The organism is Solwaraspora sp. WMMD406, assembly GCF_029626025.1.
In the GTDB taxonomy this organism is placed as follows: Bacteria; Actinomycetota; Actinomycetes; order Mycobacteriales; family Micromonosporaceae; genus Micromonospora_E.
Window position 1 is genome coordinate 3,869,021 of record NZ_JARUBF010000001.1, and the last position, 18,402, is coordinate 3,887,422.

The window sequence follows — 18,402 nt, forward strand, 5'->3', positions numbered from 1 at the left end:
GATGACGTCCGGCCGGATTCAGGACGTCCTGCCCCTGGCCCCGCTGCAGGAAGGACTGCTGTACCACGCGCTGCTCGATCCCAGCCGGGCCGACGTCTACGTCGTCCAGCTGACAGTCGATCTCGAAGGTTCGCTCGACCAGGTCAGGCTGCGCGCCGCCGGACAGGCGCTGCTCGCGCGGCACCCCAACCTGCGGGCCGCCTTCTGGCAGCGGCGGCAGGGTTCGCCCGTGCAGATCATCCCCGACGCTGTCGACCTGCCCTGGCACTACGTCGACGTCGCCGGTGAACCGGGCGGGTCGGACACGGCGGCCCGGCGGATCGCCGTGGCGGAACGGGCCTGTCGTTTCGACCCGGCCACCCCACCACTGCTGCGCATGACCCTGGCGCGGCTCGACGCCCGGCGGCATCGGCTCATCGTCACCGTGCACCATCTGCTGCTCGACGGCTGGTCCGTACCGCTGCTGGCCCGCGATCTCTTCTGGCTGTACCAGCACGACGCGAAGGCCGAAGGGCTGCCACCGGTGCCGGCCTATCGTGACTACCTGTCCTGGATCGGGGCCCGGGATGCGGAGTCCGCGCGGGCGACCTGGCAGGCCGCGCTGGCCGGGCTCGACGCGCCCACTCTCGTCGCGCCGGACCTGCCCAGATCCGGGCCGCCACCACGCCGTACGGCCGTGGAACTGTCCCCGACCCAGACCGCCGACCTGCGGGCCGCCGCCCGGTCCACGGGCGTCTCCGTCAACACGGTGCTGCAGACCGGCTGGGCACTGCTGCTCGCCACCGTCACCGGCCGTACCGACGTGGTGTTCGGCGCCACCGTCTCCGGCCGGCCGGCGGAGCTGCCCGGCGCGGAGTCCATGGTCGGACTGCTGATCAACACGGTGCCGGTACGGCTCCGGCTGGACCCGGCGGAGTCGGTGCTCCTGCTGCTGCGCCGGCTGCAGCGGGAACAGGCCAGCCTGCTGGACCACCACCACACGCCACTGGACCGGATCCAGCGGTGGGCCGGGCTGGGCGAGTTGTTCGACACCACGCTGGTGTTCGAGAACTATCCGGTCGACGCCTCGTCCCTGCGGGCATCCGTGGGTGAACTCACCGTGGTGCGGACGGAGAGCGTCGACGCGACGCACTATCCGCTGACTCTGGCCGTGGCCCCGGTCGACGGCCGACTCCTGCTACGACTGGACTACCGACCCGATCTGCGGCATCCGGTCGACGCGGTGCGGCTGCTGAACCGGCTACGCGGCATCCTGTCGGCGCTCGTGAGCGACCTGCGCAGACCGCTGGTGCGGGTTCCGACCGTGTCCGTCGGCGATGTCCCGCCGCTGCCACGGCACCCGCCGACGGCTGCGGCCACCCACCAGAGTCGGTCGCTCGCCGATCGCTTCGATGCCGTGGCCGCCGGGCGTGCGGACGAGGTCGCGGTGACCGACGCCGACGCAGACACCACCTACCGGCAGCTCCGTACCGATGCGGATCTGCTGGCCCGCAGGCTGGTCGGCATGGGCGTCGGCAGAGGAAGCCGGGTCGGTGTCCGGGTGCCCCGCTCGACCCGGATGGTCGTCGCGGTGCTGGCCGTCCTGAAGACCGGCGCGGCCTACGTGCCGGTGGACGCGGACTTCCCGCCGTCGCGGGCCGCCGACGTCTTCACCGACGCGGGCGTGTCGGTGGTGCTGACCGTGGCCGATCTCGTCGCACCGACGTCCGGGCCGTGGCAGACCGTCGCGATCGACCTGCCGCCGGCCACTCCGGCCGATCGGGCGTCGCACCGCACCGCTCGGGCCAGCGCGGCGGACGACGCCAGCCCGGCCAGCGCGGCGGACGTCGCGTATGTGATCTACACCTCGGGATCGACCGGTACGCCCAAGGGCGTCCTGGTCCGGCATGCCAACGTGCTCGGTCTGATCGACGCCACCCGCCACATCGTCGACGTGGGGCCAGCCGACGTGTGGACCCTGCTGCACTCCGTCGCCTTCGACGTGTCGGTGTGGGAGATGTGGGGCGCGTTGCTGCACGGCGGCCGGCTGGTGATCGTCCCAGCGGACGTGACCCGGTCCCCTCGGCGGCTCTGGGCGCTGTTGGCCAGCCAGCGGGTCACCGTCCTCAGCGCGACACCGTCGGTGTTCTGGGCGTTGGACAGCGTCGACGCGGCGGACGCAGTGGACACCGCGGCGCTGCGCTACGTCATTCTGGGCGGTGAGGCGCTGGCCGTCGGGCGGCTGGTGTCATGGCGGCGACGTCACGCCGATCGCCCGGTGCTGATCAACATGTACGGCATCACCGAGACCACCGTGCACTCCACCTGGATCGACGTCGACGACGACGTGGTGCGCGGCGGCGGGAGTCCGATCGGTGTCGCCCTGCCCGGATGGGGCTGCCGCATCCTCGACCCGTGGCTGCGCCCCGCCCCGACCGGGACCCCCGGTGAGGTGTACGTCTCCGGGGCCGGCGTCACGATGGGCTACCTCGACCAGCCGGGCCTGACCGCGTCCCGGTTCGTCGCCGATCCGACGGGCCCGCCCGGGTCACGGATGTACCGCAGCGGTGACCTCGCCCGAGCCGTCGGCGGCGGCGCCGTACTGGAGTATCGCGGCCGGATCGACGACCAGCTCAAGATCCGTGGACACCGGATCGAGCCGGCGGAGGTCGAGGCGGCGCTGGAGAGCCACCACACCGTGGCGCGGGCCGTCGTCGTCGCCCGGCGGGACCGGGTGGCCGATGACCAGCTGGTGGCGTACGTGGTTGCTGTCCCAGGGCAGCGGATCGATCCGGCCGGGCTGCGCCACCACCTGTCCGAGCGGCTGCCGTCGGCGATGGTGCCCGGTGTCGTCACCGCTCTCGACGCCGTACCGCTGACCCGCAACGGCAAGATCGATCGCGCGTCGCTGCCGGACGTCGTACCGCTGTCCGGGGCCGGCCGTGCCCCCGGCACACCACGCGAGGAGATCCTCGCCGACCTGATGGCCGACGTGCTGGACGTCGCGCACGTCGCCGCCACCGACGACTTCTACGCCCTCGGCGGCCACTCGCTGCTCGCCGTCAGGTTGGCCGGCCGGGTCCGGGCGGTGCTCGGGGTCGACCTACCGATCGGCGCGATCCTGGCTGCACCCACGGTCGCGGCTCTCGCCGCGCGCCTCGACAGCGTGCGGACCACCCGGCCGCCACTGGTCGCGCGGCCGCGACCGGAAACGCTGCCGCTGTCGGCCGCCCAGCGCCGGTTGTGGCTGCTCGACCAGATGAGCGCGGCGAGTCCCGCCTACCACATCCAGCTCGGCGTACGGATAACCGGAGATCTGGACCCCGACGCGCTCGTGGCCGCGGTGGCCGACGTGTCCGCTCGGCACGAAAGCCTGCGGACCACGGTGCCGATGGAGGCGGGTGAACCCTGTCAGCGGATCGACGACCGGCCACAGCGGCTCGTCGTCGTCGACCTGGCCGCCGCTGATCCGTCCGCCGTCGACCAGGCTGCTGTCGACCGGGCTGCTGTCGACCGGGCTGCTGTCGACCAGGCTGCCGTCGTGCTGGCCGCCGCGCTGACCGAGGCCGCGACCATGCCGTTCGCCCTCGACCGCGATCAGCCGATGCGCGCGCGGCTGTACCGGTTGGCACCGAACCGGCATGTGCTCCAGGTGGTGGTGCACCACATCGCCGCGGACGGCTGGTCACTGGGTCTGCTCGCCCGGGACCTCGGCGTCGCGTACGCCGCGCGCCGCACCGGCCGGACACCCGACCTGCCCGCCCCGGCCGTGCAGTACGCCGACTACACCCTGTGGCAGGCACTGGTCCTCGGCGACCCGGACAGCGCCGAATCGCTGGCCCACCGGCAGCTGGCCTTCTGGCGTACCCGCCTGGCCGGGCTCCCCGCCGAGGTGCTGCCGGCCACCGACCGACCCGCTCCGGCGCAGGCCTCGGCGGACGCCGCCACGATCTCGTTTCCCCTCGGACCGGAACTGCTCACCGGGTTGGCGAACGCCGCACGCGACCACGGGTGCACCACCTTCATGGTGCTGCACGCCGCTCTGGCCGCACTGCTGACCCGGCTGGGCGCCGGCACCGACGTCCCCGTCGGCACACCCACCGCCGGGCGGGTCGACCCCGCCACCGAGGACCTGGTCGGTCTGCTCGTCAACACCGTCGTGCTGAGGGTGGACACCAGCGGCGATCCGACGTTCGCCGAGCTGCTGGACCGGGTCCGCGCCGTCGACGTGGCGGCGTACGACAACGCCGACGTGCCGTTCGAACAGGTCGTCGAGGCGCTCAACCCGACCCGTGGGTCGGTCCGGCATCCGCTGTTCCAGACGATGCTCACCGTCAACACGACGCCACCGCCGTCGCTGCGTCTGCCGGGCCTGACCGTCGAACGAATGGACACCGAACTGCCCGGCGGTGCCAAGGTCGACCTCGCCCTCACCGTGACCGGCCCGCAGGCCACGATCGCGTACGCGACCGACCGCTTCGACGAGTCCACGATGCGGCGGTTCGCCGAGCGGTATGTCACCCTGCTGTCGGCGATGCTCACCGACCCGCGTACCAGGATCGGTGCGGTGGATCTCCGCGACGACGCCGAGCGCGGACTGCTCATCCGGATCAACGACACCTCCCGGCGGGTCCGTGACGTCACCGTGGTCGCGCTCTTCGAGGAGACGGTCGCCCGAACTCCGCAGGCTCCGGCCCTGTCCGAATCCGGTGTGACGCTGACCTACGCGGAACTGGACCGCCGCGCGAACCAGGTCGCCCATCACCTCATCCGGCTCGGCGCCGGGCCGGAGCGGATCGTGGCCGTCGTCCTGCCCCGGTCGGCCCGGTGCGCGGTCACGCTACTAGCGGTGTTGAAGACCGGTGCCGCGTATCTGCCGCTGGATCCCGCGCATCCGCCGGCCCGGCAGGCCGCCGTGCTGGCGGACACCGGACCGGTCTGCGTCGTCACCGAGACCACCGCGAGGATCCAGACTGCCGCGACGATCCCGACCGCCGATCGCGCTACCCGGGTCGTGCTCGACGATCCGTCCGACATGACCCGGATCGACGCCTGCCCGACGACCGCCCCGACCGACCGCGACCGGATCTCACCGCTGCGACCGGCCAATGCCGCGTACGTCATCAGCACGTCCGGCTCCACCGGCACACCGAAGGGCGTGGTCGTGGAGCACCGGTCGCTGACCAACTTCCTCACGCTGGCCGCCACGGAGTTCCCGCACCTGCGCGGGGTAGCCCTGCTGCACTCGCCGCTGACCTTCGACTTCACCATTCCGTCGTTGCTGGTGCCGTGGACAACCGGGGGACAGGTGCACGTCGCCGACCTTGAGGCGGCGGCCGACGGGCCCACACCGACGTTTGTCAAGATCACACCGAGCCATCTGCCGCTGCTCGCGACGGTCGCCGCCGCCGCGCCCACCGGGGAGCTGATGGTCGCGGGCGAACAACTGCACGGTGCCGCGCTGGCCGCGTGGCGCGAACGGCACCCGGACACACCGGTGATCAACGAGTACGGGCCGACCGAGACGACGATCGGAGCCACCGCGTACCGGATCCCCCCGGCCACGGTGCTGCCGTCCGGCCCTGTCCCCATCGGTCGGCCACTGTGGAATACCACCGTGCACGTCCTCGACGACCGACTCCGACCGGTTCCGCCGGGGGTGCCGGGGGAGTTGTACATCGGTGGCGCGGGCGTCGCTCGCGGCTACTGGCGCCGGTCCGGGCTGAGCGCGACCCGCTTCGTCGCGAATCCGACCGGACCGCCGGGGACCCGCCTGTACCGGACCGGCGACCTGGTCCGACTGCGTGGCGACGGCGAGTTGGAGTTCCTCGGTCGCGTCGATGCCCAAGTCAAGGTCCGTGGGCACCGGGTCGAACTCGGCGAGGTGGAGGCGGTGCTCGTCGCGCACCCGGCGGTCGGGCGCGCGGTCGCGGTGGCGCGCGGGGATCGGCTCGACAGCTACGTGGTGAGTGTGGGCGACGCCGTGCCCGACCCGCAGGAGGTACGGCGTCACGCGGCGGCGTACCTCCCGGCACCGCTGGTTCCGACAGTGACCGTCCTTACCGATCTTCCGCTGACCGCGCACGGCAAGGTCGACTCCGCGCGTCTGCCCGCGCCGACTCCGGGCGGGGCCGGTCGTACTCCGGACACCGCACGCGACACGGTGCTCGCCGGCCTGTTCGCCGATGTGCTGGGGTTGCCGCAGATCGGGCTGGACGACGACTTCTTCGCCCTCGGCGGCCACTCGCTGCTCGCGGTACGGCTGATCGGCCGGATCCGCGACGTTTTCGGTGTCGAGGTGTCGGTGGGGACGCTCTTCGCGGCTCCGACCGTCGCCGGCCTCGGGTCCGCACTCGGACCGGCTCTCGGGTCCGCCGCCGGACCGGCTCTCGGGTCCGCCGCCGACGGCGGTGCCGTCGCCGTCCGCCCTCGGCTGGGCCCGCAGATCCGCCCGCCCCGGCCGCCGCTGTCGTACGCACAACGACGGCTGTGGTTCCTCAACCGGCTGGACCCATCGACGGCGTACCATGTTCCGCTCGCGGTGCGGCTCACCGGAGACCTGGACCAGGAGGCGTTGCGCCGGGCCTTCGCCGATGTGGTCGAGCGGCACGAGAGCCTGCGCACCGTCTTCCCCGTGCACGACGACGAGCCGTACCAGCTCATCCTGCCGGCCCCCGTCGAGTTGACCTGGGACGCCGACGGCACGGTCGAGGAACTGGTGCGCCGGCCCTTCGATCTGACACAGGCACCTCCGCTGCGGGTTCGTCTGCTGTCGTCAGGGCCGAACGAGCATCTGCTGCTGGTGGTGATGCACCACGTCGTCGCCGATGGCGGGTCCTGGCTGCCGTTCCAACGCGACCTCGCCGCCGCCTACGCCGCGCGTCGCGTCGGACGGGCTCCCGAGTTCCCGCCGCTCGCGGCACAGTACGCGGACTACGCGGTGTGGCAGCGACGCGTTCTCGGGTCGCCGGACCAGACCGACAGTGTCGTGAGCCGACAGATCGCGTTCTGGCGGCAGGCGCTCGCGTCCGCACCGGCCGAGGTACGGCTGCCCGCCGACCGGCCACGACCGCCGACCACCGGCGGCCGGGCGGCCCGGATACCGTTCACCGTCGACGCCGCGACGCACGCCGCGGTGGCCGCGCTCGCCCGCGCCCACGACGTGACCGTGTTCATGGTGGCGCAGGCGGCGTTGGCGGCGACCCTGACCCGCAGCGGCTCGGGCGTGGACCTGCCGATCGGTACGCCGGTGGCGGGGCGCGTCGACCCGGCCACCGAAGACCTCATCGGGTTCTTCGTCAACACGCTCGTGCTGCGTACCGACGTGTCGGGCGATCCCACCTTCGCCGAACTCCTGCGCCGGGTGCGCGCCGTCGCGCTGGCCGCCTACGAGCAGCAGGATGTTCCCTTCGAACTGCTGGTCGAGGCCGTCAATCCGCCCCGGGACCTCGGCCGTCATCCGTTGTTCCAGGTGATGCTGTCGTACCAGTCGGCGATCGCCCGCCGTCTGGAGCTACCAGGGCTGAGGGTCGTCACCGAACAGGTCGACGCGGGCGCGGCCAAGTTCGATCTGTTGGTGGACCTGACCGAGCGCCGCGACGAAGACGGCGCACCGCTCGGCCTGTATGGGGTGGCCGAGTACCGCACCGACATGTTCGACCACGACACGGTGAGCGAGTTGGTCGCCCGGTTCGGCCGGCTCCTGACGTCCGTCACCGCCGACCCGGAGCAGCGCGTCGGCGCGATCGAACTCCTCACCCGGCGGCAACGGGCCGCGCTCGCCGCGACCGACATCGTCGACCCGGCCCGGATCGAACAGGTCCTGTCGGCACACCCGCTGCTGGCCGAGGTCTCGGTGGCGGTGCGCAACGATCCGTCCGGAGACCGCGTGCACGCGTACGTCGTGCCCCGACCCGGCTACCTGGTCGAGGCCAGCGACGTACGGGCGTACGCCGCCGACCGGCTCGCCGCGAACGCGGTTCCCCGTACCGTCGAGGTCGTCGCGGTGCGGGACGGCGCGGCGGGTACGGACGGCGTGACGGGTGCGGACATCGCGGTCGGTGCCGACAGCGTGGAGCGGCCGCGCCGGGGTGGGCCGGTCGACCCGTACGAGGATCTGCTCTGCGGAATTGTGGCGGACCTGCTGCGGCGTCCACGCGTCAGTGCCGACGACGGCTTCTTCGCGCTCGGCGGGCATTCGCTGCTCGCCGTCAACCTCGTCGACCGGCTACGGTCCGCGCTCGGGGTGGACGTGCCGTTGCGGACCGTCTTCGAACAGCCGACGCTGGCGGCGCTGGCCCGCCGACTCGTCGACGCCAGGTCCGTTCGCCCGCCGCTGATCCGGCTGGACCGGTCCGGCCCGGTGCCGCTGTCGCCCGCGCAGCGGCGACTGTGGATCCTGCACCGCACCAGCGGCGTGGCCGGGGACTACGCTATCGCGCTCGCCCAACGGCTGACCGGCCCGCTGGACGTCGAAGCCCTCGCCCTCGCTCTCGCCGACGTCGTCGAACGGCAGGACACCCTGCGGACCGTCTTCCCCGAACGCGACGGTGTCGCGGAGCAACTCGTCGTCGAGGTGCCCGTTGCCGACCTACGGCCGGTCGACGTACCCGGGGACGACCTGCCACGGCTGCTCGCCGAGCTTCGCGCCGAACCGTTCGTTCTGGCGATCGACCCCCCGGTACGGGTCCGGCTGCTGCGCGTGGCTCCGGACGTACACGTGCTGGTCCTGGTCGTGCACCACATAGCCGCTGATGGCGCGTCGTTGGCACCGTTGGCGCGGGACCTGAGCGCGGCCTACCGGGCACGCGCCAGGGGGCACGCGCCGGCGTGGTCGGCGCTGCCGGTGCGCTACCGCGACTACGCTCACTGGCACGTCGAGGTGGTGGCCGACCAAGGCGCGGCGCAGCGCCACTACTGGGGCGACCGACTCGCCGGACTGCCGGTCGAGATCGACCTCCGCGCCGACCGTCCCCGGCCGACGGTCAGCGACGGAGCGGGCGCCGACCTCGACTTCGCGGTGGACGCGGCGACCCACGCACGCCTGGTCGCCTTCGCCCGCGAGCATCAGGCGACACTGTTCATGGTCCTGCACGCCGCGTTGGTGGCGACGCTGACCCGGTCCGGTGCCGGCCCGGACGTGCCGGTGGGCACCCCGTTCGCCAACCGGACCGGCGGTATCACCTCGGATCTGGTCGGCTTCTTCGTCAACACGCTCGTGTTGCGGGTCGACACCGCCGACGATCCGAGCTTCGCGGCGCTGGTCGGTCGCGTCCGCGAGGTCGACCTGTCCGCGTACGACCATGCCGATCTCCCTTTCGAGCAGGTCGTGGAGGAGCTGAAGCCGCCCCGGCACCCGGCCCGGCATCCGCTGTTCCAGACCATGCTGGTGCTGAACTCGGGCCGCGCGCCCAGGCTCGAGCTGCCAGGCCTGTCCGTCGAAGCCGAACCGGTCCCCGGCGGTCCGGCGGCCTTCGACCTCACCTGGACCTTCGCCGACCGCTACGCCGCCGACACCCCGGCGGGCATCACCGGGTCGTTGCGGTACGCGGTGGCGCTGTTCGAGGAAGCCACCGCCCGTACGCTCGTGGATCATCTCCAGCGCCTACTGGCTACCGCGGTGGACAATCCGCACCGGCCGGTCTCGACGCTGGACCTGCTCGGCTCGGTGGAGCGGCACCGCCTACTCACCGAGTTCACGGACACGACGCGACCGATCGACCCGGCCACGCTGCCGGCCCTGTTCGAGGCGCGGGCCGCCGCCGACCCCTCGGCCCCGGCCCTGCTGACCGACGGCGAGGCGGTGACCTACCGGGAACTCGACCTTCGGGCCAACCGACTGGCGTACCACCTGATCGAAGAGGGCGTCGGCCCGGAGAGCATCGTCGCCGTCGTGCTGCCGCGCTCGGTCGCGGCGGTGATCGCCGTCCTCGCGGTGGCCAAGGCCGGCGGTGCGTTCCTGCCGCTCGACCCGGACCTGCCGGCCAGCCGGACGGCCAGCCTGCTGGCCGCCGCGCGCCCGACACTGGTGCTGGACAGCCTCCGAGGGTGGGAGAGCGGGCCGGCTTCCCGCCCGACCGACGCCGACCGGCGAGCCTCCCTACGCCCGGACCACCCGGCCTACGCCGTCGCCACCTCTGGATCGACGGGGGTGCCCAAGGTGGTGCTGGTGACCCACGCCGGCATCGCCAACCTGGCTCGCGCTCAAGGGCAACGATGGGCCCTCGGGCCGGGGGGCAGGCTGCTGCAGTTCTACGCGCCGGGTTCGGACTCGGCGGTCTCCGAGACCCTCACCGCTCTGCTCAACGGGGCAGCACTGGTCCTGCCACCGGCCGGGTTGCGGTCGGCGGAGGAGACCGCCGAGGTGATCGTCCGGCACCGGGTGAGCCACGCCGCGCTTCCACCGGCGATGTTGGCCACGCTGGCGCCGGACAGTCTGCCGACCGGTCTGACGCTCGTCGTCTCGGGTGAGGCGTGCGCGCCGGAACTGGTCACCCGGTGGGCCGCCGGCCGCCGGATGATCAACGCGTACGGGCCCACCGAGGTGACGGTCTGTGCGACCCACAGCCCACCACTCGATCCCGGTGACCATCCGACGATCGGCGCGCCGATCGACAACGTTCGTGCCTACGTACTCGACGCGGCCTTACGGCCGGTGCCGATCGGGCACGTGGGCGAACTGTACGTGGCCGGCCCTGGCCTGGCCCGGGGCTATCTGCACCGGCCCGGCCTGACCTCGGCGTGGTTCGTCGCCGATCCGTTCGGCGCACCGGGGCACCGCCTGTACCGCACCGGTGACCTGGTCCGATGGCGGTCGGTCGGCACGCTCGACTTCGTCGGGCGCGCCGACGACCAGATCAAGATCCACGGCCATCGGGTGGAACCCGCCGAGATCGAAGCGGCCCTGCTCACCTGCCCCGGTGTTCGGGCCGCGGCGGTGGTCGCCCGGGACGACCGCCCCGGTGGACGCTACCTGGCCGCGTACGTCGTGGCGGCACCGGATGTCGAGCCCGACCTCGCCGAGCTGCGGTCCACGATGGCGCGGCAGCTGCCGCCGGCGATGGTGCCAGCCGTGTTCTCGGCGGTGGCGGCGTTGCCCCTCACCGGTGCGGGCAAGGTGGACCGGCGTGCGTTGGCGGCCTTCGATTCCCCACCTCGCCGGACACCGTCCGCGTCAGACCTGCCGCGTCGTCCGACGGCCGTTCCGGCGGACAACGCACGTACGCTGGCCACGATCATCGGTGGGCTGTTCGGCCGGGACGACGTCGGCGTCGACGAGGAGTTCTTCGCCCTGGGCGGCGACAGTGTCATCGCGATCCAGCTGGCGAGCCGGGCCCGAGCGGCGGGCCTCGTGCTCACCCCACGGGACGTACTCGAGCACCAGACCGCGGCCGCGCTGGCCGCTGTGGCGAGGCCGGTCGTCGTTCCCACCGTGGACGCGGCCGCCCCGTCGGGTCCGGTGCCACTCACCCCGATCGTCCACTGGCTGCGCGAGCGCGGCGGTGACGTCGACACCTTCAGCCAGGCCGCCATCGTGGTGGTGCCAACGGGGCTGGATCGCGCCCAGTTCGTCGCCGGCCTGCAGGCCATGCTCGACCACCATGACGCGCTACGGATGCAGCTGCACTGCCCACCAGGTGGCTACTGGGCGTTGACCGGCCGGCCGGCGGGGGCCGTACCGGCGGATCCGTTGGTGCACCGGATCGACGCCGCGAGTCTGACCGACGTCGATGCATACGCCGGGACCGACGTCGATCCTGCCGCCCACGACGCCCTCGACGCCGACGTCCGGCGGCGCACTGTCGCGGCGGTCGCGGCCGCCCGCTCCCGCCTCGACCCTGCGGCCGGGACCCTGGTCCAGGCGGTATGGGTCGACCGTGGACGGACCCGCACCGGCCGGTGCGTACTGATCATCCACCACATCGCCGTCGACGTCGTCTCGTGGCGCATCCTCCTGCCCGACCTGGCCGACGCCTGGCGTGGGCAGACTCGTGGCGCGCCGGTGGCACCCGCGCCGGTCGGCACCTCGTATCGACAGTGGGCCGAACACCTCGTACGGGACGCCCAGGATCCGAGGCGGCTGGCGGAGATGCCCTTCTGGACGACACTGTCGTCCGACGGCGAGGAACCGCTGAGCACCCGTTCGTCGACGGCGACGGGGCAACCGGCCCTGCCCAGACGGACGCTGCGCCGCGACCTTCCGGTAGCCCTCGGTGCCGGCGTGCTCGACCGCGCCGCTCGGGCCTTCCACGCCGGCGTTTCCGAGTTGCTGCTGGCTACCCTTGCCCTCGCCGTCAGCAGATGGCGCGGGGCCACCGGCAGGCAGGGCGGGTCGGTGTTGGTGGACGTCGAGGGACACGGCCGGGTCGAACGGCCGGGCATCGACCTGTCCCGCACGGTCGGCTGGTTCACCAGTGTGCATCCGGTCCGCCTCGACCCGGGTCCGGACCCGGGTGAGGGCGATCACGCGGCGGTCGCCGCGGCGGTCAAGCGGATGAAGGAGCAACTGCGCGCCGTACCGGACCAGGGCATCGGCTACGGCCTGCTGCGGTACCTGAATCCGCAGACCGCGACGGTGCTCGCGGCGCTGCCCCGGCCGCAGATCGGTTTCAACTTCCTGGGCCGGGTTCCGGCGGAGCAGGCCGGCCAGCTGGCAACCGCAGCGGCGACGACCGAGGTAACGGTCGAGCCGGCTGCGGAGGCGTCGACCGGCGGGTCGGCAGCCCGTACCCACGCACTCGAGATCACCGGGTACGCGGTCGACACGTCCGACGGACCGACGGTGACCCTGATCCTGACCAGTCCGCGTGACCTTTTCGCCGACGAGGACCTGACCGGCCTCGCCGACGCCTGGTCGGCGGCGCTGCGGGAGCTGGTCGCTTGTGCCGACAGCGGCCTCGGTGGACGGTCTCCCAGCGATCTGCGGCTCTCCCGCCTGAACCAGGCGAGCATCGACGAGTTGGCGGCCCGATGGCCCGGCTACGTCGACGTGCTGCCGCTGACCCCCCTACAGGAGGGCCTGCTCTACCACCTTCAGGCCGATCCGGACCGCGCGGACGTCTACGCCGTTCAGCTCGCTGTCGACCTGTGGGGCGAGCTGAACCCCGCTTCGCTGCGGCGCGCCGCAGCGGCGCTGCTCAGCCGGCATCCGGCGCTGCGGGCCGGCTTCTGGTATCCCCGGTCGGGCCGTCCGGTGCAGGTGATCCCCGCCTCGGCGGAGCTTCCGTGGACCGAGGTCGACCTGTCGGCTGATCCGGATCCGGAGGAACGGGCGGTCAGACTGGCCGTCGAGGAACGGACCCGTCGCTTCCGGGTCGACACCCCACCGCTGCTGCGCTTCGCGTTGCTGCGCCTCGGCGAGCGGCACCATCGACTGGTACTGACCAACCATCACCTCCTGCTGGACGGGTGGAGTGTGCCGCTCGTGCTGCAGGACCTGCTGGCCGCCTACACCGGTGTGCCGATGCCGCCTCGGCCGCCCCTGCGCGACTACCTGTCCTGGCTCGACAGCCAGGATCTCGACGTCGCAGGGGCCACCTGGCAGCGGGCTCTGGCCGGTCTGGCGGCCGCGCCGCTGGTGGCCCCGGCGGTCGCTGGTCGAGCCGCCACCGAGAAGGTGAGTCAGCAGCTCACCGAACACCTGCCGGCGGATGTGACGGCGCGGCTGCGTCGTGTCGCCGTCGCGCACGGTCTCACCCTGGCCAGCGTCCTGCGGGTGGCCTGGGCGGCGGTGGTGGGCCGGCTGACCGGGCACGACGACGTGGTGTTCGGCGGCACCGCCGCCGGACGGCCGGACGAGCTGCCAGGCGTCGAGAACGTCATCGGGCTGATGATCAACACCTTGCCGGTACGGGTGCGGCTGACTCCGGCCGAACCGATGCGGGCGGTGGTGGACAGGGTCCAGCACGAGCAGGCGGCGCTGACACCGTACCGGCACGTGGCCCTGTCCGACGTGTGCCGCCGTACCGGCCTCGATCCGCTGTTCGACACGGCGATGGTCTTCGAGAACACTCCGGTCCATCGCGCGCCGTCGGCGGTCGCCGGCGACCTTCGGGTGGGCGACGTACGCGGTCACGACGCCGCCCACTATCCGCTCAACCTCAACTGTGGTCCGGACGGGGATCGGCTGCGCGTACGGCTGGACCACCGGCCAGATCTGCTCCCGGGCGGTACGGCGGAGCGGGTGATGGGCTGGCTGCGGCGGTTCCTGGTGGCCTTCGCGGCGGATCCGGACCGTCCGTTGGGCACGGTCGTGTTCGACGATCCCGTCCCGTCCGGTTCGTCGTCCGCGCTGTCCGCGTCGTCCTCATCCCTGCCGGGTACCGTGAGTGACATCTTCGCCGCCGTGGTCGCGGCGACACCCGACGCCCCCGCGCTGGTCCACGGCCCACGTACGCTCAGCTACGCCGACCTCGACCGGGACGTAGCCGCGACGGCGAGCGGGCTGCGTGCCGCCGGGATCGGCCCGGGTCGCCTGGTCGCGCTCACGCTGCCCCGATCGATCGAGCTGATCGTCGCGATGCTGGGCGTGCTGCGCGCCGGAGCGGCCTACCTGCCGATCGACCCGGCCTACCCGGATCCTCGGCGGAAGGCGGTACTCGCCGACGCGCGGCCCGCGCTCGTCGTCGGTCCGGGTGACCTGTCCGCGCTGATGCGAGCCGGGGCCCAGGGCGATCCCGGGCCCGGGCCGCGTCCGGACGACACGGCGTACGTCATCTACACGTCGGGCTCGACCGGCGCACCGAAGGGCGTCGTGGTGACCCACGCCGGCGTCGGTCGGCTGTGTGAGACCCAGCGGGCTCGACTCGGCGCCGGTCCGGCCGCCCGGGTCATGCAGTTCTCGTCACCCGGATTCGACGCGGCGTTCTGGGAGCTCGGCATGGCGCTGCTCACGGGCGGGACGTTGGTGCTGCCTCCCGGGCCGTTGATCTCCCCGGCCGAACTGCCGGACCTGGTCTGTCGCCACGCGATCACGCACCTGACGATTCCGCCGTCGGCGCTGGCGACGATAGCCTCCGGTGCCCTGCCGCCGTCGTTGACGGTCGTGGTGGCGGGCGAGGCGTGTCCCGCGCCGCTGGCCGCGACGTGGGCACGGCACCTGCGGCTGCACAACGCGTACGGTCCGACGGAGGCGACGGTCTGCGCGACGCTCAGCGCGCCGCTGCGGGACGACCCGCGTCCGCCACCGATCGGTGACCCGGTGGCCGGCACCGGGCTGCGGGTGCTCGGCGGCGCGCTGCGTCCGGCTCCGGCCGGTGAGCTCTACCTGGCTGGTCGCGGCCTGGCCCGCGGTTACCTGGGACGGCCCGGACTGACCGCGACCAGGTTCGTCGCCGACCCGTACGGCCCACCCGGGTCCCGGATGTACCGCACTGGTGACCGCGTGCGCCGCCGCGACCTCGGTGAGCTGGATTTCGTCGGCCGCGTCGACGATCAGGTGAAACTCCGTGGCTTCCGCATCGAGTTGGGCGAGGTGGAGGCGGTCCTGTCCCGCCACCGGCGGGTCGTCGCGGCGGCCGTGGCACTCCGTCCGGACCGGCGCGGCGAATCCCAGCTAGTGGGCTACGTCGTCGCCGACGGAGCGGACCTGGACCTCGACGAGGTGCGGATCTTCACCGCGCGGCGACTACCCGACCACATGGTCCCCACCGCGCTGGTCGTCTTGGACGCGTTGCCGACGACGCTCAGCGGCAAGCTCGACCGCAGGGCTCTGCCGGCGGTCGCGGACGGCGCCGATGCGCGGGCCGCGACCTCAGCGGCGATAGCGGCGATCCCCGTTTCGGCGATCCCCGTTTCGGCGGCCAGCGCGCCTCGGACCGCCGCGCCTCGGACCACCGGAGAAGACATTCTGTGTCGGCTCTTCGCCGAGGTGCTCCAGGTGCCGTCGGTCGGTCCGGAGCAGAACTTCTTCGACCTGGGCGGCCATTCACTGCTGGCGGCTCGGCTGATCGCCCGGATCCAGGCGACGACGGGGGTGGCGCTGTCGGTGGGTGGGCTCTTCGACGCGGCGACGCCGGCGGCACTGGCCCGCCGACTCGACACCGGCCTGCCCCGCGACCAGGCCTGGGACCTGCTGGTTCCGCTGCGCGCGGGGACGGGTGGCACCCCGGTCTTCTGCGTTCACGCCGTGGCGGGACTCAGCTGGAGCTACGCCGGACTGATCCGCCATCTACCGAGCGAGTTTCCCCTCGTCGGGGTGCAGGCACGGGGTTTCGCCGAACCGGGATCGTTGCCGTCCTCGATCGAGGAGATGGCCGCCGACTATCTACAACAGATCCGCCGCCTGCGGCCAACCGGGCCGTTCCACCTTCTCGGCTGGTCGTTCGGCGGACTGGTCGCCCACGCGATCGGTGCCGAGTCGCATCGGCTCGGCGAGCCGACCGGGGTGACGGTGTTGCTCGATGCGATGCCGGTCGTTCCCGGTGCCGGACCGGGAGTTCCCCGGGAGACCGAGCTGCTGGCCGGCGTGCTGCGCGCCGCCGGCCTGCCCGTGGCGGAGTCGGAGTGCCCGAGTCGGGCGGAGGTGGTCCGACTGCTCCGGCAGGCCCCGCACGAACTGGCCCGGCTCGCCGCCGACCGGCTGGATGCCATCGTCGATGTCAGCGGCAACAACGCGCGGCTCGCCCACCGTTACACACCCGGTCCGGTTCCCGCCGATGTCCTGCTCTTCACGGCCCGGGAGCGGACCGGACCGCCGCCGGCCGACCTGTGGCGCCCGTCGCTCACTGGACGGGTCAGTCATTACACCGTCGGTAGTACGCACGACGGGATGCTCGACGAGGCCGCGTTGGTCGAGATCGGGCCGATCCTGACCCGTGAGCTCACCCTCTTCGAACGCACGAGTTCCTCGGAGGAGCGATGACCAAGGACCTTTATCCGTTGGGAGAGATCCCACCCGTCGGCGAGGTGCCGGCGCGCATGCACGCGATGGTGATCCGCCCGGAGCGGTTCGGACCGCCGGAGAAAGCCATGCGGCCGGAGGTGGTGGAGACGCCACGACCCGGTCCGGGCCAGGTGCTGGTGATGGTGATGGCGGCCGGTGTCAACTACAACAACGTCTGGGCGGGACAGGGCCAGCCGGTCGACGTGATCGCGGCCAGGACGAAGCTCGGCGATCCGACCGGCTTCCACATCGGTGGATCCGACGGTGCGGGAGTGGTGTGGGCGATCGGCGCGGGCGTCCGGCACGTCGCGGTGGGTGATCACGTGATCCTTTCCCCGGGACAGTGGGACGAGACCGCACCAGACATGCGCATGTACGGTGATCCGGGTTACAGCACGAGCGGCCTGGCCTGGGGCTACGAGACGAACTACGGATCGTTCGCCCAGTTCTGTCTGGTCGACGACTACCAGTGCCATCCCAAGCCAACGGGTCTGACCTGGGAAATGGCCGCCTGCTTCCTGCTGACCGGCGCTACGGCGTACCGCCAGTTGTGTGGTTGGCCCCCGCACGTCGTCACGCCTGGCGATCCGGTGCTGGTCTGGGGTGGCGCCGGCGGACTCGGGTCGATGGCGATCCAGATCGTACGACGGTTCGGCGGCCGGCCGGTCGCGGTGGTCTCCGACGAGTCGAAATACGAGTACTGCCTCGGACTCGGTGCGGTCGGTGTGGTCAACCGCAGCCACTTCGACCATTGGGGACGGCTGCCCGACGTGACCGACACCGCTGGGTATGCCCGCTGGTCGCGCGGGGCTCGTGCCTTCGGCCAGGCGGTGTGGGAGGCGCTGGGGGAGCGGGTGCCACCCAGGATCGTGTTCGAGCACCCGGGAACGGACACCATGCCGACCTCGCTGTACCTGTGTGCTCCGTCCGGGATGGTGGTGACCTGCGGCGGCACCTCGGGCTACAACGGCGACATCGACCTGCGTTTCCTGTGGATGCGGCAGAAACGTCTCCAGGGTTCCCACGGGGCGAACACCCGGCAGTTCCGGGCCGTCGTCGACCTCGTCGCCGCCGGGGACATCGTTCCCTGCCTGGCCGGTACGGCGTCGTTCGCCGAGATTCCCTGGGCGCATCAGTTGATGTACGAGAATCGCCATCCGCGAGGTAACCAGGCGGTTCTCGTCAACGCTCCGACGGTAGGTCTGCGGGACCTACCAGCAGCCGCTCCGGCGGTTGGCTGACCGCTGTTCCCGGCCCGACCGGGCCGGGGTCGACTCCGAAAGGACGATGATGACGACGAACCCCTTCGACGACGAGGACGGCACGTTCTTCGTGCTGATCAACGACGAGGCCCAGTACTCCCTGTGGCCCACCTTCGCCGACGTCCCGGCCGGCTGGACCGTGGTCTTCGGGCCGGACAGCCGCGCCGCCAGCATCGAATACGTGGAGGAGCACTGGACCGACATGCGTCCGCGCAGCCTGGCCGAGGCGATGGACGGCAGGCAGGACTGAATGCCGGGCACCCTGTCCTCGCGGAGCGG

General features: G+C 72.2%; 3 protein-coding genes. All 3 read left to right on the forward strand.

Annotation, left to right across the window (positions count from 1 at the left end; all coding sequences use genetic code 11):
• Position 1 precedes the first annotated feature (1 nt).
• The 3 genes from O7632_RS17085 to O7632_RS17095 are packed head-to-tail and all read left to right on the forward strand — an operon-like array spanning position 2 to position 18,373.
• Complete coding sequence (locus tag O7632_RS17085) at positions 2-16,840, forward strand: non-ribosomal peptide synthetase (protein ID WP_278115539.1); 16,839 nt, start codon at positions 2-4, stop codon at positions 16,838-16,840.
• Entirely contained in the window at positions 16,837-18,102 is a 1,266-nt protein-coding gene (gene ccrA / locus O7632_RS17090; protein ID WP_278115541.1) for a crotonyl-CoA carboxylase/reductase, read from the forward strand. Before O7632_RS17085 ends, ccrA begins: the two co-directional genes overlap by 4 nt.
• Positions 18,103-18,151: 49 nt before the next feature.
• On the forward strand, positions 18,152-18,373 hold the full coding sequence (locus O7632_RS17095) for an MbtH family protein (protein ID WP_278115543.1): 222 nt from the start codon (positions 18,152-18,154) through the stop codon (positions 18,371-18,373).
• Positions 18,374-18,402: the final 29 nt, after the last annotated feature.